23 protein-coding genes are annotated in these 25200 nt (G+C 64.2%); 11 read left to right on the top strand and 12 right to left on the bottom strand.

Annotated elements, in window-relative coordinates:
• Positions 1-13: 13 nt before the first annotated feature.
• Positions 14-1396 (top strand): sodium:proton antiporter, encoded by a 1383-nt coding sequence (locus LB516_RS25045; protein WP_041163592.1) that lies wholly within the window; start codon positions 14-16, stop codon positions 1394-1396.
• On the opposite strand, the gene LB516_RS25040 is transcribed toward LB516_RS25045, so the two are convergent.
• The 8 genes from LB516_RS25040 to gcvA all read right to left on the bottom strand — a co-directional run bounded on the left by LB516_RS25040 (position 1397) and on the right by gcvA (position 10201).
• The gene (locus LB516_RS25040; protein ID WP_224720543.1) at positions 1397-2119 is read right to left on the bottom strand and encodes an ABC transporter ATP-binding protein; all 723 of its coding nucleotides are present in this window, start codon (positions 2117-2119) and stop codon (positions 1397-1399) included. It lies immediately after the preceding gene.
• Positions 2116-2841, bottom strand: coding sequence for an ABC transporter ATP-binding protein (locus LB516_RS25035; protein ID WP_140711745.1), 726 nt, complete (start codon positions 2839-2841; stop codon positions 2116-2118). Before LB516_RS25035 ends, LB516_RS25040 begins: the two co-directional genes overlap by 4 nt.
• Positions 2838-3800, bottom strand: coding sequence for a branched-chain amino acid ABC transporter permease (locus LB516_RS25030; protein ID WP_140711747.1), 963 nt, complete (start codon positions 3798-3800; stop codon positions 2838-2840). The genes LB516_RS25035 and LB516_RS25030 overlap by 4 nt, the downstream gene beginning before the upstream one ends.
• Positions 3797-4678 carry a branched-chain amino acid ABC transporter permease gene (locus LB516_RS25025; RefSeq protein WP_224720542.1) on the bottom strand — a complete coding sequence of 294 codons (882 nt, stop codon included), beginning with the start codon at positions 4676-4678 and terminating at the stop codon, positions 3797-3799. Before LB516_RS25025 ends, LB516_RS25030 begins: the two co-directional genes overlap by 4 nt.
• Positions 4679-4895: 217 nt before the next feature.
• Positions 4896-6200 carry an ABC transporter substrate-binding protein gene (locus LB516_RS25020; protein WP_224720541.1) on the bottom strand — a complete coding sequence of 435 codons (1305 nt, stop codon included), beginning with the start codon at positions 6198-6200 and terminating at the stop codon, positions 4896-4898.
• Between the two features lie 158 nt (positions 6201-6358).
• Entirely contained in the window at positions 6359-7729 is a 1371-nt protein-coding gene (locus tag LB516_RS25015; protein ID WP_224720540.1) for a hypothetical protein, read from the bottom strand.
• 77 nt (positions 7730-7806) lie between these two features.
• Complete coding sequence (pncB, locus tag LB516_RS25010; RefSeq protein ID WP_224720539.1) at positions 7807-9111, bottom strand: nicotinate phosphoribosyltransferase; 1305 nt, start codon at positions 9109-9111, stop codon at positions 7807-7809.
• A gap of 118 nt (positions 9112-9229) precedes the next feature.
• Entirely contained in the window at positions 9230-10201 is a 972-nt protein-coding gene (gene gcvA / locus LB516_RS25005) for a transcriptional regulator GcvA (RefSeq protein ID WP_224720538.1), read from the bottom strand.
• Between the two features lie 210 nt (positions 10202-10411).
• Here gcvA and speB point away from each other — a divergent pair, with 210 nt between their 5' ends.
• The 4 genes from speB (at position 10412) to LB516_RS24985 (ending at position 13652) form a co-directional block, all read left to right on the top strand.
• Entirely contained in the window at positions 10412-11473 is a 1062-nt protein-coding gene (gene speB / locus LB516_RS25000; protein WP_140711757.1) for an agmatinase, read from the top strand.
• Positions 11474-11547: 74 nt separating this feature from the next.
• The gene (locus tag LB516_RS24995; protein ID WP_015314473.1) at positions 11548-12345 is read left to right on the top strand and encodes a transporter substrate-binding domain-containing protein; all 798 of its coding nucleotides are present in this window, start codon (positions 11548-11550) and stop codon (positions 12343-12345) included.
• Between the two features lie 6 nt (positions 12346-12351).
• Positions 12352-13008, top strand: coding sequence for an amino acid ABC transporter permease (locus LB516_RS24990; protein ID WP_015314474.1), 657 nt, complete (start codon positions 12352-12354; stop codon positions 13006-13008).
• On the top strand, positions 13005-13652 hold the full coding sequence (locus tag LB516_RS24985) for an amino acid ABC transporter permease (protein ID WP_140615286.1): 648 nt from the start codon (positions 13005-13007) through the stop codon (positions 13650-13652). Before LB516_RS24990 ends, LB516_RS24985 begins: the two co-directional genes overlap by 4 nt.
• Positions 13653-13800: 148 nt before the next feature.
• On the opposite strand, the gene LB516_RS24980 is transcribed toward LB516_RS24985, so the two are convergent.
• Both LB516_RS24980 and LB516_RS24975 read right to left on the bottom strand, forming a co-directional pair.
• On the bottom strand, positions 13801-14718 hold the full coding sequence (locus LB516_RS24980; RefSeq protein WP_015314476.1) for an NADP-dependent oxidoreductase: 918 nt from the start codon (positions 14716-14718) through the stop codon (positions 13801-13803).
• A gap of 174 nt (positions 14719-14892) precedes the next feature.
• Positions 14893-16296, bottom strand: a complete 1404-nt coding sequence (locus tag LB516_RS24975; RefSeq protein ID WP_224720537.1) for an MATE family efflux transporter — start codon at positions 16294-16296, stop codon at positions 14893-14895.
• A 242-nt stretch (positions 16297-16538) separates the two neighbouring features.
• Here LB516_RS24975 and LB516_RS24970 point away from each other — a divergent pair, with 242 nt between their 5' ends.
• The 6 genes from LB516_RS24970 (at position 16539) to LB516_RS24945 (ending at position 22908) form a co-directional block, all read left to right on the top strand.
• Positions 16539-17456 carry an AraC family transcriptional regulator gene (locus LB516_RS24970; RefSeq protein WP_224641939.1) on the top strand — a complete coding sequence of 306 codons (918 nt, stop codon included), beginning with the start codon at positions 16539-16541 and terminating at the stop codon, positions 17454-17456.
• 242 nt (positions 17457-17698) lie between these two features.
• Positions 17699-18970 carry an ABC transporter substrate-binding protein gene (locus LB516_RS24965; RefSeq protein ID WP_140719264.1) on the top strand — a complete coding sequence of 424 codons (1272 nt, stop codon included), beginning with the start codon at positions 17699-17701 and terminating at the stop codon, positions 18968-18970.
• A 118-nt stretch (positions 18971-19088) separates the two neighbouring features.
• Positions 19089-19955, top strand: coding sequence for a carbohydrate ABC transporter permease (locus LB516_RS24960; RefSeq protein ID WP_224720536.1), 867 nt, complete (start codon positions 19089-19091; stop codon positions 19953-19955).
• A complete protein-coding gene (locus LB516_RS24955) occupies positions 19952-20764 on the top strand; it encodes a carbohydrate ABC transporter permease (protein ID WP_224720535.1) in 813 nt (270 codons plus the stop codon). Before LB516_RS24960 ends, LB516_RS24955 begins: the two co-directional genes overlap by 4 nt.
• 15 nt (positions 20765-20779) lie before the next feature.
• Positions 20780-21826, top strand: coding sequence for an NAD(P)-dependent alcohol dehydrogenase (locus tag LB516_RS24950; RefSeq protein ID WP_140719270.1), 1047 nt, complete (start codon positions 20780-20782; stop codon positions 21824-21826).
• Positions 21827-21828: 2 nt separating this feature from the next.
• Positions 21829-22908, top strand: coding sequence for an ABC transporter ATP-binding protein (locus LB516_RS24945; protein WP_224720534.1), 1080 nt, complete (start codon positions 21829-21831; stop codon positions 22906-22908).
• A gap of 11 nt (positions 22909-22919) precedes the next feature.
• On the opposite strand, the gene LB516_RS24940 is transcribed toward LB516_RS24945, so the two are convergent.
• Both LB516_RS24940 and LB516_RS24935 read right to left on the bottom strand, forming a co-directional pair.
• Complete coding sequence (locus LB516_RS24940; RefSeq protein WP_224720533.1) at positions 22920-24506, bottom strand: FGGY-family carbohydrate kinase; 1587 nt, start codon at positions 24504-24506, stop codon at positions 22920-22922.
• Positions 24503-25186, bottom strand: a complete 684-nt coding sequence (locus LB516_RS24935; RefSeq protein WP_141905986.1) for an HAD family hydrolase — start codon at positions 25184-25186, stop codon at positions 24503-24505. Before LB516_RS24935 ends, LB516_RS24940 begins: the two co-directional genes overlap by 4 nt.
• Positions 25187-25200: the final 14 nt, after the last annotated feature.

The following is a 25200-nucleotide window of genomic DNA, read 5'->3' as shown; positions in this document are numbered from 1 at the left end:
GCTCATCGTCGCGATGCTGTTGCCAGCCCAGGCCTTCGCGGCCGAAGAGCACGGCCTGCCTGGCGGCGCGATGTCGCTGTGGTGGGCGCTGCCTTTTGCCGGGCTGCTGTTGTCGATCGCGACCGGTCCGCTGCTGTTCCACCATGTCTGGGAACACCACTACGGCAAGATCGCGGCCTTGTGGGCGGCGCTGGTGATCGTGCCGCTCGCGATTGCCTTCGGTACTCCCGCGGCAACCGAGGCGGTGCTGCACGCGCTGCTCACCGAATACATGTCGTTCATTGTCCTGCTGTTTGCGCTCTACACGATTTCAGGCGGCATCCTGCTTGCCGGCAACATCCACGGCACGCCGCTGGTCAATGCCGGGCTGCTGATCGTCGGGGCGCTGCTGGCCTCGGTGATCGGAACGACGGGCGCCTCGATGATCCTGATCAGGCCGATCCTGCGCGCCAACGACAACAGGCCTTTCAATGCCCATGTCGTCATCTTCTTCATTTTCCTGGTGTCCAACATTGGCGGTTCGCTGACGCCGCTCGGCGACCCCCCGCTGTTCGTTGGCTTCCTGCGCGGCGTCGATTTCTTCTGGACGACCACCAACCTCTACCGGGAGACGCTGTTCGTTGGCGTCGTCGTGCTGGCGGCGTTCCTGGCGATCGACCTCATCCTGCACCGGCGCGAGGCCGGCGCACCGAAGATCAAGGATCCGACACCCGATACGACGGTGCGCCTGCGCGGCCTGGCCAACCTCCCGCTGCTGGCCGGCGTGATCGGGGCCATCCTGCTGTCGGCGGCGTGGAAGCCGGGCGTGAGTTTTTCCGTGTTCGGCGTCGGTCTCGAACTGCAGAACCTGGTCCGCGACGCGATCATCCTCGCGCTGGCCCTGCTATCGCTTCCGCTCTCCTACAAGAGCCACCGCGAGGCGAACGGCTTCAACTGGGGTCCGATCGCGGAAGTGGCCAAACTGTTCGCCGGCATCTTCATCTGCATCGTCCCGGTCGTCGCCATTTTGAGGGCCGGCCACAACGGTGCGCTGGCGCCGCTGGTCGCGCTCGTCACCTCGGCGCAAGGCACGCCCAACGACCTCGCCTATTTCTGGCTGACCGGTGCATTGTCGTCCTTCCTCGACAATGCACCGACCTATCTGGTGTTTTTCGAGCTGGCGGGCGGCGATCCTCGCCACCTGATGACGGAGTTCGCCTCGACGCTTGCCGCGATCTCGGCCGGCGCCGTGTTCATGGGCGCCAACACCTATATCGGCAACGCACCCAACTTCATGGTCTATGCCATTGCCAGGCATCGCGGCGTCAAGATGCCGGGCTTCTTTGGGTACATGCTGTGGTCCGGGCTGGTGCTGGTCCCGACCTTCTTGGTCGCGGGTTTTCTGTTTTTCGGTTGATCAACCCACGCCGACATAGCGCCGGACCGCCGAGGGGTCGACGCGCAGGGCCTCGACACCGACCGTCTCGCGGTTGCGGCCGTTTTCGATGAAGCAAACACGATCGGCGACCGACAGCACGGCATCGACCCGCTGCTCGACCAGGATGGTGGAGACATCCATCTCGCGCAGCTTCGACACCGTCTCGCGAATCCTGGCGATCATCGACGGCATCAACCCTTCGGTCGGCTCGTCGAGCAACAGCACCTGCGGCTCGAGGCAAAGCGCGCGCGCCATGGCCAGCATCTGCTGCTCGCCGCCGGACAAGGTGCCCGAGCGCTGCCGTAGCCGCTGGCGCAGCAGCGGGAAGAGGTCGAGAACGTTCTCGCGCGTCGCCTTGCCCTTGCCGCGCGCCATCAGTCCGATCTCGATGTTTTCGGCCACCGTCATCTCGGCGAACAGGCGCCTGCCCTGCGGCACGTAGGCGACACCGGCCTTCGGCACTTCATGGGCCGGCAGGCCGGTCAATTCCTGCCCTGCGAGCCTGATCGAGCCGGCACGCGCGGGAACCAGGCCCATGATCGCCTTCAGCGTCGTCGTCTTGCCGGCGCCGTTGCGGCCGAACAGGCACAGCACCTCGCCCTTGTTCAGCACCAGGTCGAGCCCATAGAGCACCTGGACCTCGCCATAGAAGCAATCGAGCCCGGAAATCGTCAGCGCTTCGACCGTGCTCGCCTCCGTCATGGCGCCGTTCCCAGATAGGCTTCCTGAACCGCAGCGTTCTCGCGGATCGCCTCGGGCGTGCCCTCGGCCAGGATCCTGCCGGCGTTGAAGACGGTGATGCGATCGGCAAGCTGCATCACGACCGGCATGTTGTGCTCGATCAGCAGCACGGTGGCGCTCTTGGCGATGTCGCGCACGAGTTCGATGAAGTTGTCGATCTCGCTGTCGGCCAGACCTTGCGTCGGCTCGTCGAGGATCAGCAGGCGCGGTTTCAGCGCCAGGCCCATCGCCACTTCGAGCAATCGTTGATGGCCGTAGGACAACTGCCCAGCCGGCATATCGATGCGGTCGGCCAGCCCTGTACGTTCAAGCGCCGAGATGACGCCGGCACGCAGCTCAGCCTTCGAGCGGCGATCGCCGAGCGTGAGCTGCACCGGCAGCGCGACATTGTCATAGACGCTGAGATTGGCAAAGACGCTGGTGATCTGGAAGGTGTAGGCGATGCCCCTGCGGACCCTGGCATAGGTCGGCAGGCCGGTGATGTCGGCACCGTCGAAGACGATCGCTCCCGAAGATGGCTGGATGCGGCCGCTGATCAGACTGACGAAGGTTGTCTTGCCGGCGCCGTTCGGACCGATGACGGCGCGGATCTCGCCCGGCATCAGGGTGAAGTCGACATTGTCGACCGCACGCAGGCCGCCGAAGCTGCGCGACAGGCCCTTGGTGGTCAGCAGCGGCGTCATGGCAGCCATCCAAGCCAGCGCCGGCGGATGGTGCCGAGAATGCCTTTCGGGAAAAACAGCACCAGCAGAATGAGTGCCATGCCGACGATCAGCAGGTAGGCCGACGTGTAGCCGCTGGTGACGTCGATGACATAGTACATGAACAGCGTGCCGATCAGTGGTCCAAGCGTTGTGGCCGCACCGCCGAGCAGCACCCACAGCAGCGGCAGGATCGAATACTGTACCGAGGCGAAACTCGACCCGACATAGCCGAACAGCAGCGCGTAGGCGGCGCCGGACGCCGCGCAGATCGTGCCGGAGACGATAATGGCGGCAAGCTTGTTGGAGAAGGTGTCGTAGCCCAGCATCTTCGTGCGTTCCTCATTCTCCCGGATCGCGATCAGCACGCGACCGTATCTGGACCGGACGACGGCAAGCGTGATCAGCAGCACGAGCGAAAACAAGCCGAGCGCCGTCATGTAGCGTACGGTCGGGTTGGTGAGATCGAGCGAGGTGGCGCCGAGATTGAGGACACGCGCCGGCTGCGGCACGACCTGACCCTGATCGCCGCCGGTCCAGGCCGCGAAATAGAGGATGGCCAGATAAAACACCTGCGCGAACATCATGGTGACGATCATGAAGGCCACGCCCGTGGTGCGCAGCGCCAGGAGGCCGATCACCAGCGCCAACGCCGCGCCGCAGGCAATGCCGGCGAGGAACGCCAGAGGCACGCTCCAGCCGAGCTGGATGACGGCAAGGCCGGCGCCGTAAAGCCCGGCGCCGAAGAACATCGCATGGCCAAGGCTGAGCAGGCCGACATAGCCGAACAGCATGTTGTAGCCCATGGCGAAGACTGCCAGCACCATGATGCGGGCGAGCAGGCCGTGGTAATAGTCCGGCAAGAGGAAGCTCAGCATGAAGAGCAGGGCAATCACGCCGAGATGCAGCGCATAGGCCTTTGCCGGCGAAGCTTCGCTCATCGCGATGCCGTCCCGAACAGGCCTTGCGGCCGGAACACCAGCACCATGGCGACCAGCAGCGTGGCGATGATCTTGGCCAGCGTCGGCGAGAAGAACATCGAAATGATGCCGTCGGAGAGGCCGATCAGCACGGCGGCGACGACCGTGCCGCGCAACGAGCCGAGGCCGCCGATGATGACGACGATGAAGGACAAGAGCAGCGGATCCTGCCCCATCAGATAGTGCGCCTGGCTGATCGGCACGATCAGCACCGCGGCGATCGCCGCCAGCATGGCGCCGAGCGCGAAAACGCCGCCATAGACGCGGCCGACCGGGATGCCGAAGGCCTGCGCCGTCTCGCTGTCATACTGCGTGGCACGCATGACGAGGCCGATCCTGGTGCGCGTCAGCACCAGCCATGTCGCGATCAGCAGAAGAGCGGATGCGGCGATGATCGACAGCTTGTAGCCGGAATAGCCGAACCACGGCAGAAGGATGCGATAGCTGAACGGCGGCTCCACGGGCCGCGCTTCGGGGCCATAGAAGGTCAGCGCCAGCTGCTGGATGATGTAGAGCATGCCGATGGTGGCGACAATGGTGGCTTCCGGGTTGTAGTTGAGCCGGCGCAGCACCAGCCGTTCGGCGACCAGCGCGATGGCGCCGACGATCAGCGGCGCGATCACCAGCGCCGCCAGGAAGCCAAGAGCCGGATGGCCGCCAATTGCCGATGTGATCGCCCAGGCAAGCACGGCGCCCAGCATGAAGAACTCGCCATGGGCGACGTTGACGACACGCATGACGCCGAACACCAGCGACAGACCCAGCGCCGTCAACGCCAGCACGGCCGAGGTGACGAGGCCTTCAAGGGTTGCGAGGAGAAGGTGGGGTCCGAAGTGCATTTGTTATGCACCAACGGATGCGCGAGGCACCCCCCTCTGCCCTGCCGGGCATCTCCCCCGCAAGGGGGGAGATTGGATGTCCTCGCTGGTTTCGCCAATCATCAACGCGGGCAGATGGGCGCTGCCATACGAACTGCCGATCTCCCCCCTTGCGGGGGAGATGTCCGGCAGGACAGAGGGGGGTGCCTTGGCGCTCACGTTGGCTGCTGGAATGAGCTCACAGCGCCTGCGTCGTGTAATCCCCTTCGGCCTCGTAAAGCCCGTCCTCGATCTTGGTCTTGTGTACGACCTTCAGCTTGCCGCCCTCGACCTTGGAGATGTTCTGGATGCCAAAGCACTGGTGGATCTTGCCATTGAAGGTTTTTGGCCCCTGCGGATGCTCCGGGCCTTCGGCGAATTCCTTCAGCGCCTCGGTCGCCTCGACCAGCTTGGCGCGGTCTTCCGGCCCTTTGTAGCCGGCGTCTTCCATCGCCTTCTTGACGACGTAGAGCGTTTCCCAGCAGCCGAACATGTGCGCGGCGGTGGAGACATCCTTGGCGTCGCCGACGGCGGCGCCATTGTCGTCGATGCCGACAGCGGCCCGATAGGCCTTCTGCGCTTCGGTGTCGTCGGGCTGGGCGTAGCGCGGCGAGCCTTCCCAGAAATGGCTGCCGTCGAGGAATTCGAGGCCGGGACTGTTGATGTCCACGGCTTCCAGCGAATCGATGAAGCCGAAGAGTTGCGGCCGGTTAGAACCGTAGAACTCGCCGAGTTCCTTGACGAAGGTGAGCACCGCCGGGCCGACCATGACGTGGTAGATCACCTCGGTCTCGGCCGGGATCTGCGGGAAGTACTTGGTGAAGGACGATTCCGTCGGTGGAATGGCGATCTGCGCGATCACCTCGGCGCCTTGCGCCTTCAGCGCCGGCGGCAGGTAGTCGCGATGGTCGTAGCCGAAGGCGAAATCGGGGAATATCTGCGTCACCTTCTTGCCGGCATTGGCCGCGATCCATGGCGCCATCGACTGGATCTGGCTCTTCACGTCGGTGATGCCGGGCTGGAAGACGTAGCGGTTGAGCTTGGTCGAGGCGACGTGGTGACCTTCGCTGACGACGAAGTAGGGCATCTTGTTTTCGCCGGCGGCAGGCGCCGAGCCGATCACGACATGCGAGAACAGCGTACCGAAGACGATGTCGGTCTTGTGCTGGGTGGCGAACTTGCCGACCACTTCGGCGCCGCGGCCGGGATCGGTGCCGTCATCCTCGATGATCACCTCGACCTGGCGGCCATTGATGCCGCCGGCGGCATTGATCGCCTTGATCGCGGCGGCGGTCGTCTTCTCGTACCAGCGGCCATAGGCGGCGCCAATGCCGGTGCGGTGCGACTGGAAGCCGATCTTGATCGGCGCCGAACTCTGTGCCTGGGAGTAGCGGACGAAGCCGGGCGCCATGGCGAGGCCAGCGCCGGCGGCGAGGCCCTTCAGCGTGGTACGGCGGGTGAGTGCGGTTTTGGAGAGATCGAAAAATCCGTTCTTGTCAGTCACGTTCGTTCCCCTGTTTTTGTGTTTTGACCAACGATAAGGCGGCTCGAACATCCTCGGCAAGAGGATGCAAAATTGCATGTGTACAAACTAAATCACCAAAGGCTTGGCCTGGCAAGCAAGCTTTCCGTCGGGGCATGGCTCACAGGAGATGGCTTGTCTCATCCGACTGTCGGCGTGGCAAGCAGCCAGAGACCGAAAATGGTGTAGGCGATCATCAACACGGTGAGCGGAAACTGACTGAGCGCGGCGCGGGCAGGCTGGGGATGCAGGCGCCAGGCAAAGCCGTGCGCGACGAGGACAGCGAGCACATGGCCAAGGATGATGGCGCCCGCCTGGACATTCCACAGCCACCATGCCGACGCCGCGCCGGCGACGATGCCGGCCTCGACCTGCATGTCGGCGGTGCCGAACAGGTTCCAGCCCAGCGCGAAGGGATCGGACAGGGAGGCCACCGCATATTGGCCGTCGACGAGCAGCGCCGTCAGATAATGCGCGACATGGTAGGCGAGCGCGATCGGCACGATCGACCACACCAGCATGCCCGCTGCCTGGGCGAAAGGCTGGCCGCCGCGGGCAAGACGCTGGCCGAGGACGACGGCAAGCAGGAACACCGCCGCGAGCAGCACGAATGTCATAACGAGCCCAAGCGTGCCGCTGCCGATCACGGCCGTGCGGCCCGGAAATTCGAGCGGATTGATGCCGAACAGGCCGAGCCAGGAGAAGGTCTTCGACAGGCCGTCGAAGGAGACCGAGGACAAAGCGAGCAGCAGGAAGGCGATGCCGCTGGCGGGCAGCGGCTGGGCCCGGAGCAGTTTGGCGCCCGGCCAGCACAGCGCAAGTCGGCCTTTGTCGCCGCGCTCGATCGGCGCGAAGCGCGCCACCACCGAAAAGAAGATGCCGAGGAATTCACCGCTTCGACCCCATCTGTCGTAGCCGAGCACCAGCATCGCCACCAAGGTGAACAGCCAGTAGAGGCCGGCGGCGAAGGCCAGCCGCGCCGGATCGTCGGGAGCGGGATAGACGAGTTCGAACCAGGCGAAGGCAAAAAACAGCATGACAGCCGGCCAGCAGCCGAGCCATTGCGGAAGTTGCCTGACGCCGTCATCGCTTCCGCCGGTCAGCCGCGACAGCAGCCGCCACGGGCCGTACCAGGGGTTGAGCCACGACCAGAGATCGCCGAACACGCCTTGCAGCAGTGTCAGGCCGGCCCATAGCAGCGTCCACACCACCAGTGGCAGCGGGTTGGAGAGCGGGTCGCGGCTGCCTATGAAGCCGGCGGCGAGGAGAATTGCAAAACCGGCAAAGGAGATCAAACTGATGGCGGCGCGGACGCTGTCGCCGAAGGCGAATAGCGGCAGGCGTCGGCGCCAGAAACGGTCGAGGGTGTCGGACGGCAGCAATGCCAAGACAAGGAAACTGGCGGCCACGGCGAAAGCGCCGCCGGCGAGATAATAGCCGGTAGGAAGGAGCAGGACGTGGCCGCGGTCGGAGGCGTGGGCGAAGGCGAGAGTGGGGGAGACGAGCCACAAGGCCGAGCACCATAAGGCGAACGGCAGACGGAGGCGTTCTACGACGAAACTCGAACTGCCCAAGGGTCCGCCCACCCTCAAACCTTGACCAGTTGCTCCACGCGATCCTTTTGCCCAAAAATCCTCAAATACCGCTCGATCTCCTTGAGATCGCCGGTCGCCTTGGCCGGGTTGTCGGAGAGCTTGACCGCCGGCCGGCCATTGGCCTCGGTGACCTTGCAGACCAACGATATGGCGTCGAGGCTGTTGGTCTCGGTCGGCGCGCAGCCTTCGAAGTCGTTGGTCAGGTTGGTGCCCCAGCCGAAGGACATGCGCACCTTGCCCTTGAAGTGGCGGTAGGTCTCCTCGATGGTCTCGACCTCGAGCCCGTCGGAGAAGATCAGCAGCTTCTGCCTGGGGTCCTTGCCCTTCTCGCGCCACCAGTCGATGATTTTTTCGCCACCTTCGATCGGCGGCGCGCTGTCGGGGCGGAAGCCGGTCCAGTCGGCGACCCAGTCCGGCGCGTCGCGCAGGAACGAGGCGGTGCCGAAAGCATCGGGCAGCACGATCAAGAGGTTGCCGCCATAGTAGCGCTGCCAGTCCTGCAACACCTTGTAGGGCGACTGCTTCAGCTCTTTTTCCGAATTGGCAAGAGCCGCGAACACCATCGGCAGTTCATGCGCGTTGGTGCCCAACGCTTCGAGATCATTGTCCATGGCCAGCAGCACGTTGGAGGTGCCGGTGAAAGCTTCGCCGATGCCTTCCTTGAGCGCCTCGACGCACCAGCGCTGCCACAGGAAGGAATGGCGCCGGCGGGTACCGAAATCCGAGATGCGGATGCCGGGCAGCGCCTTCAGCCGTTCGGTCTTGGCCCACATCTTGGCCTTGGCGCGGGCATAGAGCACGTCGAGCGTAAAAGGCCCGAACGATCGCAGAGCGGCACGCGAACGCAATTCATTGATGATGGCGAGCGCGGGGATCTCCCAAAGCGTGGTGTACATCCAGGGGCCGGAGAAAGAGAGCTCGTACTGGCCGTCACGCTTGGAAAGCTCATAGTCGGGCAGCCGGAAGCCTTCCAGCCAGGCGAGGAATTCCGGCTCGAAAATCTGCTTGCGGCCGTAGAAATTGTTGCCGGCCAGCCAGATCATTTCCTTCTTGGAGAAGCGCAAGGTGCGGGCATGGTCGAGCTGTTCGCGCAGCTCGCCTTCATCGATCTCGTCGGCGAGGCGGACCGAAGTCGTCCGATTGATCAGCGAGAAGGTGGTTTCGACCTTGGGGTACATGCCCCAGATCATCTGCAGCATCAAAAGCTTGTAGAAATCGGTGTCGAGCAAGCTGCGCACGATCGGGTCGAGCTTCCAGGTGTGGTTATAGACACGCCGCGCAATATCGGTCTTTGCCATGCTTGCTGCCGCCTTCGCTGCCTGCCACCCACAATCGCGACAGGCCTCATAGCATCGAATTGGCAAAAACGCTGCCCGCTTTCAGGCTGGCCCGACAAAAAGAAAGCCCTGCATGCGGCTATGTGGGTTTGCCGCCCATCACCTTGAGCGCGGGACGTTTGCGGCGGGTGACGAGGCGGCCCGCAACCGGGGCGTCGGCGCGGCCGTCATCCCCGGCCTTCTCGGCAAACAGCCAGTCGATGAACACCTGCACGATCGGCGTCCCCCGCATTTCGTTGCGGCAAACGACATAGAAATCGTCGACCGCCGGCACCGACAGGCTGAACGGCGCGACCAGCATGCCCCTGGCCAGCAGGGCGCTTGCCGTCACCGAGTCGCCCAGCGCCACGCCGTGGCCATGGACGGCGGCTTCCGCCGTCATGCGTGCATCGCCGAGATGATGACGCCGGCCGCGCTCCAGGTCCAGCGCGTCGGCGGCGGCCAGCCAGGTGTGCCACTCGCGGCCATCGTCGCCATGCAGCAAGACATGTTCGGCGAGGTCGCGAACATTGCGGATCGGCCGGTTGTTGATCAGCGTCGGGCTGACCACCGGGAACAGCTCCAGGCCAGACCATTTGCGCATCCAGCAGTCGGTCCAGCTGCCATCGCCATAGTGCACGCAGACATCGATATGCGGCGCCCGGATATCCCTGGGATCGTTGGAGGGAATGAGCTTCAGCTGGATGTCGGGATATTGCGCGGTGAAGCTGCCCAGCCTCGGCGTCATCCACAAGAGTAGCAACGCAGGCACGCAGGACACCGACAGCGCGCCGCTGCTTGCCGGCCGCGTCAGCCGTTGGGTGGCGGCGGCGATACCGTCGAAGGCGACCGATACCGCCGGCAAAAGTTCGGCGCCGTGCGGGGTCAGCTTGACCCGCTGGCCGACGCGCTCGAACAGCTTGACGCCAAGCGATTGCTCCAGCGCCTTGATCTGATGGCTGATGGCGCCGTGCGTGACATTCAGTTCGCTCGCCGCCTTGGTCAGCGAGGCATGGCGGGCCGTGGCCTCGAAGGCGCGCAGCGGGTTGAGAGGTGGCAGGCGCTTGGCCATGGATGCTCGGCTTCATTGTGAGATTTTCTCACAGGAAACACCCTAACAATATCAATTGCTTTTTCAAAGCGGCTGCCGGACACTTTGATCCGGAACAACATCAAGACGTGAAATCTGCAGACTGCCAGCCGGACAACGGCCCGGCCGGATGACGGTCGGTTCGCCCGAGGTCACCGCCGGCACCACTGCATCAGCCGAGGAGGAGCGGATATGGGATACGATCGCGGCAAGCTCGATGCGCTGCGTCGCAAATATGGCGAGAGCCATGGCGGCGAGATGTTCGACCCGAAATTTCGCAAGGTCGCCGACAAGATCTTTTCCAAGAGCGGCACGCGGCTGGCGCCCTATTCCGGCATCCCGACCTTCCTTGCCGCGCCCTACCGCGAAATCGCAGCGGACAATCCGGACTTCGGCGACCTGCAGGTGGCGATAACAGGCGTGCCGATGGATCTCGGCGTCACCAACCGGCCGGGCTCGCGCTTCGGGCCGCGCGCCTTGCGGGCGATCGAGCGCATCGGCCCCTACAATCATGTGCTGGAATGCGCGCCGACGCATGAACTCAGGGTCGCCGACATCGGCGACGTTCCGTTCCAGAGCCGCTACCGGCTGGAGACCAGCCATGAGGATATCGAGCGGCGCATCAACCAGATCGTCGACGCCGGGGTCATCCCGTTGTCGGTCGGCGGCGACCATTCGATCACCCACCCGATCCTGAAGGCGGTCGGCAAGAAGGCGCCGGTCGGCCTGATTCACATCGACGCCCATTGCGACACCAGCGGCCTGTTCGACCTGACCAAATTCCACCATGGGGGTCCGTTCCGCAACGCGGTGCTGGACGGCGTGCTCGATCCGACGCGCACCATCCAGATCGGCATCCGCGGCTCGGCCGAATATCTGTGGGAATTCACCTACGAGTCCGGGATGACCGTGGTCCATGCCGAGGAAGTGACCGGTCTCGGCATTCCCGCCATCATCGAGAAGGCGCGCAGAATAGTCGGTGACGGCCCGACCTATGTGTCCTTCGACATCGACAGCGTCGATCCCGCCTTCGCACCGGGCACCGGCACGCCGGAAGTCGGCGGGCTGACGACGCGCGAAGTGCTCGAACTGCTGCGCGGCCTCAAGGGTCTCAACATTGTCGGTGGCGATGTCGTCGAGGTGGCGCCGCAATATGACGCCACCACCAACACGGCGCACGCCGGCGCGCAGGTGCTGTTCGAGATCCTGAGCCTGATGGTGTTCAGCCCGGCAGTATCAGGCAAGGGGGCCTGACAGAGAAAGGCGGCCGCCGCACTGGAGCCGGCGGCCGACCCAAACAATCAAAAGCTTCCAGAAGGGGAATGACAATGACAATCCACCGCAAATCATCCATCGCCGCCGTTCTGCTCGTGGGGTTAGCCGGCTTCGCCACGCAAGCCGCCAATGCCGACGCGCTGGCCGACATCACCAAGGCCGGCACCATTAATGTCGGCGTCTTCGCCGACTTCCCGCCCTTCTCCTCGGCCAGTGCCGACATGAGCCTCAAGGGCTATGACATGGATGTGGCGCAGTACATCGCCGACACGCTCAAGGTGAAGCTCAACACCGTTGCCGTCACCGGCCAGAACCGCATCCCCTATTTGAACGACCATCGCGTCGACATCCTGATGAGCGTCGGCTACTCGAAAGAGCGCGAGCAGGTCATCGACTTCGCCGCTGCTTACGCGCCCTATTACATCGCGGTGATCGGTCCGGCGGCAATGCCCGTCAAAGGCAAGGAAGATCTCGGCGGCAAGTCGATCGCCGTCAATCGCGGCACGCTGGAAGACACCTCGCTCACCGAAGCAGCACCGGCCTCGGCGGACATCAAGCGTTTCGACAACTACAATTCAGTGATCCAGGCCTTCATCTCAGGCCAGACCCAATTGATGGTCGTCGGCAACGATGTCGGCGCGCAGGTGCTGGCCAAGCAGGATGCGCTGAAGCCGGAGCAGAAGTTTCAGCTTCTGACCTCGCCTTCGCATATCGGCCTCAACAAGCATGAGGATGCCCTCAAGAAGGCGGTCAACGACGCCATTGCCAAGATGCTGGCCGACGGCAAGCTTGACGAAAGCTCGAAGGCCTGGCTGAAGACGCCGCTCAATCCCGACAACCTCAAGGATTGAGTTGCCGTGGCCTTCGGCTGGCTTCCAGGTGCCGTGGCCGACATCGCGCACGGCGCGGCGACGACGATCCTTTTGATCGCCGTCACCACGCTTGCGGGCACGCTGCTCAGCATCCTCGGTGCCGCCGGGCGGCGAAGCGGCCCCGCGTTGCTGCGCCGGGCCATCGGCTGGTATGTCGAGGTGATGCGCAACACGCCGTTCCTGGTGCAGCTCTTCTTCATCTTCTTCGGCCTGCCGAGCCTCGGCATCAGGCTCGATCCGATCCTGGCCGCCATGCTGGCGATGACGCTCAACATGGCCGCCTACACGATCGAGATCGTCGGCGCCGGCCTTGACGCGGTGCCGCACGGGCAGACGGAAGCGGCCCTGGCGCTCGGGCTGAGGCCGCGCCAGGTGTTCATCAAGATCGTGCTGCCGCAGGCGCTCAAGATCATCTATCCCGCGCTGACCAGCCAGATCGTCATCATGATGCTGGAATCAGCCGTGGTGTCGCAGATCGCGGTGCGCGAGCTGACCTATGAGGCCGACATGCTGCAGGCGCGCACTTTCCGTTCTTTCGAGACGTATTTCGTCGTCACGCTGGTCTATCTCTTGATGTCGATGGCCTTGCGGCGGCTGCTGGTTGCAGGCGGCCGCCGCGCGCTCGGAGCTGGCGTGTCATGATCGAGTTCACGTTGTGGGACATTGTGCGCAACCTTCTGCTTGCCGCGCGCTGGACGGTGCTTTTGTCACTGGCCGCCTTCGTCGGCGGCGCGGTGGTCGGAATGGCGGTGCTGTTCCTGAGGATCGCCAAGAATAAATGGAGCCGACGCGTTGCCTCCGGCTACATCGCCTTGTTTCAGGGGACGCCGGTCTTGATGCAGCTGTTCCTGATGTTCTTCGGCCTGCCGATGCTTGGCCTGCGCATCGAGCCGTGGACGGCGGCGGTGCTCGGCCTCACCTTCTTCGCCAGCGCCTATCTGGCCGAAATCTGGCGCTCTGGCGTCGATGCGCTGCCATTGGGCCAATGGGATGCCGGCGCCAGCCTCGGCCTGCACTATCTGCAGGAGCTCAGGCTGATCATCCTGCCGCAGGCGTTCGCGATCACCCGCGCGCCGACGGTCGGTTTCCTGGTGCAGCTGATCAAGTCGACCGCGCTGACCTCGATCATCGGCTTCGAGGAGCTGGTGCGAACCTCAAACGCCATCAACAACGCCACCTTCGAACCGTTCAAGGTCTATGGGCTGGTGGCGCTGATCTTCTTCGCCCTGTGCTTCCCGCTGACGCAGTATGCGCGACGGCTCGAGAAGCGGGCTGCGGTGCGCTGAGTCCGACGGCGTGTTGCGCTGTCCAACATCGACGGCGGCCGGAAACTCCCGGTGCCTAGCGTTCGAATGCCTCTTGAAGGTCATTTGATCTGTTGGATGCTCAGCTTTCGACCGAAGAGGACCCTTGCCCCTCGCCGTTTCCAAATCCTCACGGACGAACGCGGATGATCGTCTTCCCAGTGCGTCGCCCGGTAGGGTTGAAGGCGGCGACGGCATCGTTGAGGGTCGAAACGTTGCCGATGTTCGTCCGCAGTCGTCCGTCCCGCACCCGCTGGACGATCTCGCTCAGCTGGGCACGATCGGACTCGACAACGAAGTCAACCGCCAGGCCGTCGGCAGGCCGCGCCTCTGTCGATCCGACGACGGACACCAGTGTTCCTCCGGCTCGAATCAGGCCGGCGGACCGCTTCCCGATTTCCCCGCCGATCACATCGAACACGAGAGCGACTTCGCCCACGTCTTCGAGGGCGTCGTTCTCGAGGTCGACGAACTCATTCGCGCCAAAGTCGAGCACCGTCTGACGGTCGGCGGCGCGTCCGGTGCCGATGACGTAGGCGCCCGCCTCTCGTGCAAGTTGCGTCACCATCGACCCGACCGCGCCGGCCGCACCGTGCGCGAGGACGCTCTGCCCCGCCTGAAGGCGGCCATGCTGGAAGAGTCCCTGCCACGCGGTGAGACCCGAGATCGGCAGGCTTGCGCCCACCGTGAAGTCGACGTCGCCCGGCAGCGGCGCGAGGTTGCGTGCTTCCATGGCTACATACTCCGCGAGCGTGCCGTCGCGATGCCAGTCGGCGAGGCCGAATACTCTCTGACCTACCGACAGTCCCGTTGTGCCGTACCCGAGTGCGATGACAACTCCGGCCAGCTCGTGCCCAAGGATCGACGGTGTTCGGTCAAGGCCGCGGCGGTCGGTCCAGGTCGAGGGCCATGCCAGCTCGGTCGGGACGAATCCCGAAGCATGAACCTGAACGACGACATCGTTTATCGCTGGCTGCGGCTCAGGCCGCTCCACCAGCTTCATCCCGGCCGTTCCCGCAGCCTGGTCCGTCACCACAATTGCCTTCATGATAATTCTCCTCGGTCATTTGTCTCTTGGTGGAAACGTTTGCCGCTTGGGAACCGTCCAATATCTTATGCCAGGGCCTTCTCTTAGCGGGCGTCCGTGGTCCGGTCTGAAGGCGTCGTTTTAATGGGCGGCAATGTTAGGACATGCCGGAAGGCTGGCAACCGGCCACCGGGTTCAATGTCCGAACGCGCCTGACGGCACGATGCGGTCGCGGCGCAGCCAGCGGGCAAGAAGCAGCGCTGCCACCACGGCCAGCCCCGAAGACAGGCCGATCCAGATGCCGACGCCGTGGAAGCCGAAATGGAAGGCGAGCAGCACGCCGAGCGGCAGGCCGACGCCCCAATAGCCGATCGCGGCATAGATCATCGGGACCTTGGTGTCGTGCAGGCCGCGCAGCATGCCGGCGGCAACCGCCTGCGCGCCGTCGAAGACCTGGAACAGGGCGGCGAAAACCAGGAACGAACCGGCTAGCGCGATCACCCTGGCATTGGCGGGATTGCCAAGGTCGATGAAGGCGCTGATCAGGAGATGCGGCCAAAGCACCATCACCAGCCCCATCAGCGCCATGAAAGAAACGCCGATGACGAAGGCGGTCCAGCCGGCACGCGACACACCTTCGGGATTGCCGGCGCCGTGGGCGAGCCCGACCCGCACCGTCACCGCTTGGTTGAGGCCGAGCGGCACCATGAAGGAAATCGAGGCGATCTGGATGGCGATGGCGTGCGCGGCCAGCGAATCCGCGTCGATCAGGCCCATCAGCAGGGCGGCGGCATTGAAGATCGTCACCTCGAAGGCAAGGATGCCGGCGATCGGCAGGCCGAGCCGCAGCAGGCCCTTGAAGCGCGGCCAGTCGGATCGCCAGAAGCGGCCGAACAGGTGATAGCGCCGGAATTTTTTCTCCCACATCACCACGACAGCCATGCCGGCGAACATCAGCGTTGAGGACAGCGAGGTCGCAAGGCCCGAGCCGGCGATGCCCATGGCCGGAACACCGAGATTGCCGAACATGAACACCCAGTTGGCGAACACGTTGAAGGCCACGGCGACGAAGACGATGAGCAGCGCCCAGCCCGGCCGCTCCAGCGCCGAGATGAACGAGCGCAGCACGATGTAGCCGTAGAAGGGCAGCACCGCCCACTCCAGCCAGCGCAGGTAAATGCCGGCCTGGCGCGCCAGCGCCGGCTCTTGGCCCATGGCCAGCAGGATGGCCTCGCCGTGCCACAGCACGAGCCAGATCGGGACCGAGATCAGGATCGCCAACCACAGGCCCTGGCGCACGGTGCGGCGCAGGTCACGTACGGAATAGCGGCGGCGGCCAAGCTCGGTCGCGATCATCGGCGAGGTCGCCAGCATCAGGCCGAGGCCGAAGATCAGCGGCATGAAATACAGGTTGGCGCCGAGCGCGCCGCTGGCCAGCGTGTCCGCGCCGAGGCGGCCCATCATCATGACGTCGGTGGCGGTCATCGCCGTCTGGCCGAGATTGGTCAGCACCATCGGCCAGGCCAGCGCCAGCGTCGCCCTGATTTCCTGACGCCAAAGATTTTCCGGCGCGCGAGCGCCGGCTTCGATCGCGGACATTGTCCTGCTCTTTCAAGGTTGCGGCGCGTCGGCAAAGAGCCGGAAGCCGCATTGCAAACGGCAAAACCTTCGGTTTCGCGGCGTTTGCGCCGTCTCTTGAACGAAATGCGACATGAAGGCAAGGGAGGGGCGCGAGAACAGATTGAGCCAGCGCCATTGCCGGGAGGCGTCGCCTCGTTCCCTTGCCGGCCCGGGCTGCTACGGATTAAAACATCGGCAGCGGGCGAATTACGGGAGGCAGGATGGCGTTCAGACGCAGAAAGAACACGGCCGCGATCCCGCGCACGGCGCCTTCCTTCGAGCATATCGTCACCGAGGCGAGCGACAGTTTCCTGTGGCGGCTGGACGACTATCCCTGGGAGCGCAATGTCTGGAACTTCCACCCGGAATACGAGATCCACCTGCTGCGAAAATCCTCCGGCGTGGTCCTGGTCGGCGATCATATTGGCGAGTTCGGGCCGGGCTACCTCACCATCGTCGGTGGTGGCCTGCCGCATGACTGGGTCACCGCGGTGCAGCCAGGCGAGTTGATCGAGGGTCGCGACATCGTGCTGCAATTCGATGCCGAGCGGCTGCGAGGATCGGCTGACATGCTGCCGGAATTGCGCGAACTGGAGCCGTTCCTGGAACGGTCGCTGCGCGGCATGGTCTTCCACGGCGGGACCGCGCTTGAAGGCGCCGCGCTGATGGAGCGGATGGGTACGGTGCATGGGCTGGCCCGGTTCTGCCTGTTCCTCGAACTGGTCGGCCTGCTGGCCCGGACCGATGAGTATGAGCTGTTGTCATCACCGAACTTCCAGCCGGTTCTCGACGCCGCCTCGCTCGACATCATCCAGCGCACGCTGACCTATCTGTTCCAGCATTTCGCCGAGGATCTGAAGCTGCCTGACGTGGCCGAGCTGGCCGGCATGAGCGAAAGCACCTTCTCGCGGTTCTTCCAGAAGAACACCGGCAATTCCTTCAGCGACCATCTTGCCAAGCTCAGGCTGTGGCAGGCGTGCAAGCTGCTGGCTGACACCGATGTCCCGATCACCGACATCTGTTTCCAGGTCGGCTACATGAATATCTCCAACTTCAACCGCGCCTTCCTGCGCAAGCACAAGATGACGCCGTCATCCTATCGCAAGCTGTCGCGGCAGCGTCTGGCGATGCGCGCATAAGCGCATCCTGAATCGCCCTTTTGGACCAGATCGATACTCGTGTGACGCGTCCCCTATGTGGGTGCCGTTTTTTGCGCTGCACAATGCATAAAAGTACAGGTCGGCTGCAACGGGGCTTCTAGCTTGGCCCATCGCAACTGCGCATTTTGGCGACGGGTGGCATGTCGTCCGGGCGATGGTGAGGATCGCGCAACCCGATGACCTGCGTTTCCTGCGACGTATTCCTGGAGGAGAAAAAGATCATGAAACCAGTTCGGCTCGCTGCCAGCCTTGGCGCAGCTTTCGTGCTTTCCGCTACCGTTTCAACCCTAGCCCTGGCGCAGGCGCCGGTCTGCTCGGCACCGGTCAAGGTGCTGGCGCAGCCACGCGACGGCCTGACGCTTCTGGAGGACTCAAAGGCCGAGTTCGAGAAGCTCTCCGGCGCGAGCTTCAAGATCGATTATCTCAACGAGAACGATCGCCGCGCCAAGTCGCGCGCGGACGCGTCCACAGTCGGCAACTACAACGTCTACTATGTCGATGAAGCAAATGTGGCGCTTTTCGCCTCGTCGAAGTGGATCGTGCCGCTGACCGATTTTTATCCGGCTGACTACGACTATGCCGACTTCGACCCAGGCCGCCAGAAGGTCGCCACCTATGACGGCAAGGTCTGGTTCGCGCCGCTGACCGGCGGGGGCGACCTGATGGTCTACCGCAAGGACGTGCTGGAGGCCGCCGGCATCCAGCCGCCCAAGACGCTGGACGAGCTGATCGCCGACGTGCCGAAGCTGACCAATGCGGACAAGGGCATGTATGGCATCGCGCTGCGCGGCGCACGCGGGTCGGGCGCAAATGTCTGGCGCTGGATGCCGTTCTTCAAGGCCTATGGCGGCAAGTGGTTCGACGGCGACAAGCCGGCCTTCAATTCCGAGGCCGCGGTCAAGGCGACCGAGACCTATCTGAAGCTGTTCAAGGATTCGGCTCCCGGCACGCAGACCGGCAGCTGGGACGAATCGACCGGCGCCTTCCTGTCGGGCCAGGTCGCGATCCTCGTCGAATCGACGCCGCTTTCGGGCATGGCGGTCGATCCGAAAACCTCGCAAGTGGTCGGCAAGATCGGCTTCCTGCCGCCGCCCTCGCCACTTCCCGGCGGCGGTTACGGCCATGGCCTCGCCATCGCGGCGAAGGCCAATGCCGACGACGCTTCGAAGAAATGCGCCGGCCTGTTCATCGCCTGGGCGACGTCGAAGGAAAACGAGAAGCGCCGGCTCGACGCCCACCAGTTCGGTGAGCTGAACCGCACCAGCATCCTGTCCAGCAAGGAGTTCGCCGATATCTACGGCGCCGATCTCGGCCAGGCGCTTGCCGAAACAGGCAAGGTGACGGCGGTGAACTTCTGGCAGGATCCACGCTGGCCGGATCTCGGCGACCGCTGGGGCATCATCCTCGAGGAATTGATCGCCGGCACGCGCACCGACGTCAAGGGCAGCCTCAACGAGCTCGAGGCCTATGCCAATGAGCTGGTGAAGAAGTAGGTCCCTCCCTCTTGCGGCGCGCGGTTCGCGGCAGTCTCGGGACCGCCGGAACCTGTGCGTCGCAGGAGGGCCTGCCCGTCATGTCCAGATATCAGAGACACAGCAAGGCCTGAGACCAATGCCTCGACGTTCATCCCTGCCGGTCACCTTTGTCATGCCGACGCTGGTCATTCTGCTGATCCTGTCGATGGTGCCGACGCTCTACGCGATCATCATCGCCCTGCAGAACCGCGAGCTGAGCTCGACGGCCTATTCCTGGGTCTGGTTCTCGAACTTCTTTGATCTATTCTCCGACCGCCGCTTCCTCAACGCCGTCTGGGTGTCGGTGAAGTGGGAGGTGGTCACCGTCGTGGCAACGATGGTGGTGGCGATCGGGCTCGGCGTGCTGATGTTCGAGGCCGCCTCGCCGCGCCTGCGCAATCTCTACTGCCTGCTGTTCATCATCCCGGTGCTGCTGCCGCGCGTCTCGGCCGCCTTCGTCTGGAAGTTCGCCTACCATCCCCTCTACGGCATCGCCACCTACCCCTACCGGCTCATTACCGGCGGCTTGATCTTCGACCCGCTGTCCAAGCCCGCGACGGCGCTGTTCGCGGTGGCTTCGGTCGACGTCTGGCAATGGGGCCTGTTCTTCGCCGTCATCGTGCTGAAGCTGTTGGAGACCTTGCCGCCGCAGCCGATCGAGGCGGCCCGGCTCGACCATGCCCGGCGCTGGCAGATCCACGCCTACGTCACCTTGCCGATGCTGAAGGCGCCGCTGATCAGCCTGATGTTCGTCAAGATGATCGAGTCGCTGCGCTCCTTCGACCTGATCTACGTGATGACCCGCGGCGGCCCCGGCGTGGCAACCGAAACGCTCGACATGTACGCCTTCTCGCAAGGCTTCATCGAGTCCGGCAAGGTCTCCTACGCCTCGGCGATGGCCGTGCTGATGATGATCGCCACCGTCATCACCTTCACCATGCTGTGGAAGCGGGTGCAGGCATGAGGCCCGGCCGCATGATCGCCAAGGCCGTCCTGGCCTTCGCCGGATTTCTGGCCGTGTTCCCGCTGCTGTGGACGGCGCTCAATTCGCTGAAGAACAGCGTCGACATCATCACCCGCGTTCCGCGCCTCGTGTTCACGCCGACGCTATCCAATATCAGCTATATCCTTGGCCGCGACAGCGTCATCACGGGCCTCTACAATTCGGTCGTCGCCTGCGGCACGGCCGTGCTGATCGGCGTCGTGCTTGGCCTGCCCGCGGCCTACGCGGTGGCGCGCTATCCCAACCGCTGGGCCGGCGACATCCAGTTCTTCGTGCTGTCGCTGCGTTTCCTGCCGCCGGTGGCGGTGGCGATCCCGCTGATGGTGATCTGGTTGCAACTCGGCCTCTACGACACTTTGCCGGCTTTGATCGTCACCTACTCCCTGCTGACCATCTCGGTGATCATGTGGCTGGCCATTCCAGCCTTCCAGGCCGTGCCGAAGGAAATCGAGGAAGCCGCCTTCGTTGACGGGTACGGCGCTTACGCGGTGTTCTGGCGGATCGCGCTGCCCGTGGCTGCCCGTTCGCTGATCGGCGCGATTGCCTTCAGCTTCGTGCTGGTCTGGAACGAGTTCCTGATCGCGCTGATGCTGTCGAGTTCCAATGCCAAGACCTTGCCGATCGTCGCCTCCGAACTCTCCCAGCAAGGCATGAATGTGCCGTGGGGGATTTTGAACGCCTCGGTCGTGCTCCTGTCGCTGCCGCCGCTGCTTTTCCTCGGCGTGCTCAGCGGTTTCCTGAATTCCGTTTTCCGGCAAAAAAAGACTTGAAGTGAGGACGACCCGATGCGGGCTTTGGTACTTGAAAAAAAAGGCGAACTGTCGCTGCGCGAGATCGCGTTGCCGCTCGATGTCGGACCCGACGACGTCAGGATCGCCATCCACACGGTCGGCGTCTGCGGCAGCGACGTGCACTATTACACCCATGGCGCCATCGGCAGCTATGTCGTGCGGGCGCCGATGGTGCTCGGCCACGAGGCCGCCGGCACAATCGTCGAGGTCGGCGCTAATGTCAGGAGTTTGAAAGTCGGCGACCGCGTCTGCATGGAGCCCGGCGTGCCGAACCTGTCGTCGCGCGCGACAAAACTCGGCATCTACAATGTCGACCCGGACGTCACTTTCTGGGCGACCCCGCCGGTGCATGGCATCCTTGCTCCCTATGCCGTGCACCCGGCGGCTTTCACCTACAGGCTGCCCGACAATGTCTCCTTCGCCGAGGGCGCCATGGTCGAGCCCTTCGCCATCGGCATGCAGGCGGCAAGCCGTGCCCGCATCATTCCGGGCGATGTCGCCGTCGTCGTCGGCTGCGGCCCGATCGGCATCATGATCGCGCTTGCCGCCCTTGCCGGCGGCTGTTCGAAAGTGCTGATTTCCGACTTTTCCGCGCCCAAGCTGACGATCGCAGCGCAATATGCCGGCATCGTGCCGGTCAATATCGGCGAGCAGTCGCTTGTCGACGCCGTCGCGGCGGCGACCGACAATTGGGGCGCCGACATCGTCTTCGAGGCGAGCGGGAGCCCCAAGGCCTTCGCCGACCTGTTCGATGTCGTGCGGCCAGGTGGCGCGGTGGTGCTGGTCGGGCTGCCGGTGGAGCCGGTGGCCCTCAACGTACCGGCGGCGATCTCGAAGGAAGTGCGCATCGAGACGGTGTTCCGCTATGCCAACATTTTCGACCGCGCCCTGCAGCTCATCGCCTCCGGCAAGGTCGACCTCAAGCCGCTGATCACCGGCACCTATGATTTCGCCGACAGCATCAAGGCGTTCGAACGAGCCGCCGAAGGCAACCCGCAGGACGTCAAGCTGCAGATCCTGCTTACAGGCGAAAAGGGCTGACCATGTCCGCGATTGTCTGCTCCCATGTCGACAAGGCCTATGGCGCCACCACGGTCATCCGCGATCTCAACCTCAGCATCGAAGAGCACGAATTCGTCGTCTTCCTAGGCCCGTCCGGCTGCGGCAAGTCGACCTTGCTCAGGATGCTGGCGGGTCTGGAGGACATCAGCGGCGGCGAGGTCTCGATCGGCGGCAAGGTGGTCAACGACCTCGATCCGGGGGATCGCGGCATCGCCATGGTGTTCCAGAACTACGCGCTCTATCCGCACATGACGATCTTCGACAACATCGCCTTCGGGCTGCGGCGCCAGAAGGTGCCGGCGGCCGAGATCCGCAAGCGGGTCGAAGCGGTGTCGGGGACGCTGGGGCTCGACCCCTATCTCGGCCGCAAGCCAGCCGAACTTTCCGGCGGCCAGCAGCAGCGCGTGGCGATCGCCCGGGCCATGATCAAGACGCCCAAGGTGTTCCTGTTCGACGAGCCGTTGTCCAATCTCGACGCCAAATTGCGCAACCATATGCGCGTCGAGATCGCGCGGCTGCACCAGTCGCTGAAGACCACCACCGTCTATGTCACCCACGACCAGCTGGAGGCGATGACGCTTGCCGACCGCATCGTGCTGCTCAAGGACGGCGTCATCGAGCAGATCGGCTCGCCGGCGGAAATCTACCGGCAGCCGGGCAATATTTTCGTGGCCGGCTTCATCGGCACGCCGAACATGAATTTCATCGAGGTGACGGTTGGCCGGGCGGGGAACGGCTTGACGCTGACCGGCGCCGGAACGGTGCTTTCGATAGACGGGGCGGGTTTTCATCTCCAGCCGGGCGATCGCGCCGTGCTGGGCATCCGCCCGCCGGACCTGAAGACGGCCAGCGCCGGCGGCATATTGCAAGGCACTGCCGATCTCATTGAATTCCATGGCAATGACGCGCTGGTGACCTTCGGCTCCGGCGGCAAGGAGATCAGCGCACTGGTTCCGGCACGCGAATGCCCGGTGCTGCATGCGCCCGTCCGCTATACGTTCGAGGAGGAAGCGATCCACCTGTTCGACGCGACATCGGGCGCGTCCCTGCGCAAGCAGTAGAGCGCTGAGACCTACCGGATGGCGTCGAGCACCTGCCGCTGCCGGTGCATCTCCAGGAAAATGCGGTAGTCGCGATCGAAGCGGGGGCCGGCCGCCGGGTTGGCGGCGCGTGTCTTGCCGCCCTGCTGCATGGCAAGGCAGGCGGCGTTGAGGTCGGGGAACAGCCCGGCGGCGGTCGCCGCCACCATGCCGGTGCCGAGCAGCACCGCCTCGTCGGCCAGCGGCTCGACCACCGTGCAGCCGGTGGCGTCGGCATAGAGCTCCATCAGAAGCGGGTTCTTGGTGTGGCCGCCGGTGACGTGCAGCGTGTCGATCAGGTAGCCGTTCTCGTTCAGCGCCTCCAGCACATGGCGCACGCCGAGCGCGATGCCGACGGCGGTGCGCCAGTAGAGCTTGCACAGGCTGTCGAAAGAGGAATCCAGCGTCAGCCCGCTGACGACGCCGACGGCGTGCGGGTCGGCCAGCGGCGAGCGGTTGCCGTGGAAATCCGGCAGCACGTGTAATCGGGGGGCAAGGTTCTCGCCCTCGGCGGCGCGCAGCTCGGCGACGCGCCCGGCGATCCTGGCATGCATGCCCGCGTTCGGCTCGCCGCCGGCGCCGTGCCAGCGGATGATGTGGTCGAGCAGCGCCCCGGTCGCCGACTGGCCGCCTTCCGACAGCCACAGCTTCGGCAGCGCGGCGCCGTAGTAAGGGCCCCAGACGCCGGCGAAAGGCTGCGGGTCGGGCGACATCGCCATGACGCAGGAGGACGTGCCGGCGATCAGCGCCAGATGGCGGCCGATATTCTGGTCGTCGCCGGCAAAACCGCCGAGCACGCCAAGCGCCCCGGCATAGGCATCGATGACGCCCGCGCCGACGCGGCAGTTTTCGGTCAAGCCGAGTTCCGCCGCTGCCTGCGCCGTCAACGGACCGATATCGGCGCCGACCGGGCTTGCCTTTTCGGGCAGATTGCCATGGTCAAAAAGATCGTCGAGGCCGACAAGTTCAAAGAAATCGCGCTGCCATGCGCTGTCCTGGTGCGCCAGATAAGTCCACTTCGCTGTCAGCGTGCATTGCGAGCGGGCCAGCGAGCCCGTTGCCTGCCATGTCAGGAAATCGGCCAAGTCGAACAGGTAGCCGGCTTCATTCCATGTCTTCGGTAGATTTCGCTTCAGCCACATCAGCTTCGGCGTCGCCATCTCGGGCGACATGACGCCGCCTATATAATTCAGCACCTCGTGGCCGCTCGCCGTGCATTCGTCGGCTTCGGCGATGGCGCGGTGATCGAGCCAGACAATGGTGTCCCAGCGCTTGTCGCCGGTCGTCGACACACTGAGCTGGCCGCCTTGCCTGTCCCGCACGACCAGAGAACAGGTGGCATCGAAGGAGATGCCGGCGATATCCCCGGCGGCGACGCCGGCCTTTTCCCGCGCGGCACGCACGGCGGTGCAGACGGCGGACCAGATATCGCGCGAATCATGCTCGGCATGATCCGGCTTCGGCTGGTTCATGGCGATCGGCCGCTCGGCGCGGCCGAGCAAGGTGCCACTGGCGTCGAGAATGCCCGCGCGAGCGCTCCCGGTGCCGACATCGACCGCGCAGACAAACTGTTTCGTCAAGATGCTCTAACTCTCGCTCCCAGGCCTGCAATCAGATCGGGCAATTGCAGCATGTCAGCGAATATAAAGTCCGGTTCGGTCGACGCAAGCCGCGCTTTCAATGCCGGATTGCCAGCGTGCGCGCCACCGGTAAAGGCAAGCACGCGCATGCCTGCCGCGCGTGCGGCGGCGACACCGGCCGGGCTGTCCTCGATGACGAGACATCTGCGCGGATGGGCTCGCATGGTGGCGGCGGCGTGGAGGAAAAGGTCGGGCGCCGGCTTTCCCTTGGCAACCATGGCCGCGCTGAACAGATGCGGCTCCATCAGCGTCAGCAGACCGGTGATGTCGAGCGCGTAACGAATGCGTTCTAGCGTGCCGGAAGAGGCGACGCAGTACGGCAGGCCGAGCTTCGGCAGCATCTCCTTGACGCCGGGGATCGGCATCAGCTCCTCGCGGAACTTTCGCATGAGGTCGACGCGCATGGCGGTGAGATGCTGGTCGGTGATCTCCAGGCCGAAGTCGCGGCTGAGGATCTCGCGCACGCTTTTCATGCTCTTGCCGAGGAAATGCTCGTAGGCAGCGTCCTCGCCAAGACTGCCGCCGGCAAGTTCGATCATGCCGAGCAGCGCCGAGACGGAGAGCGCCTCGCTATCGACCAGCACGCCGTCGCAGTCGAAGATGACCAGTTCAGGCGTCATGATGCCGGCTGGCT

It is taken from the genome of Mesorhizobium sp. CO1-1-7 (assembly GCF_020164885.1).
Classification (GTDB): domain Bacteria; phylum Pseudomonadota; class Alphaproteobacteria; order Rhizobiales; family Rhizobiaceae; genus Mesorhizobium; species Mesorhizobium australicum.
This window is presented reverse-complemented; position numbering and strand designations above follow the sequence as displayed.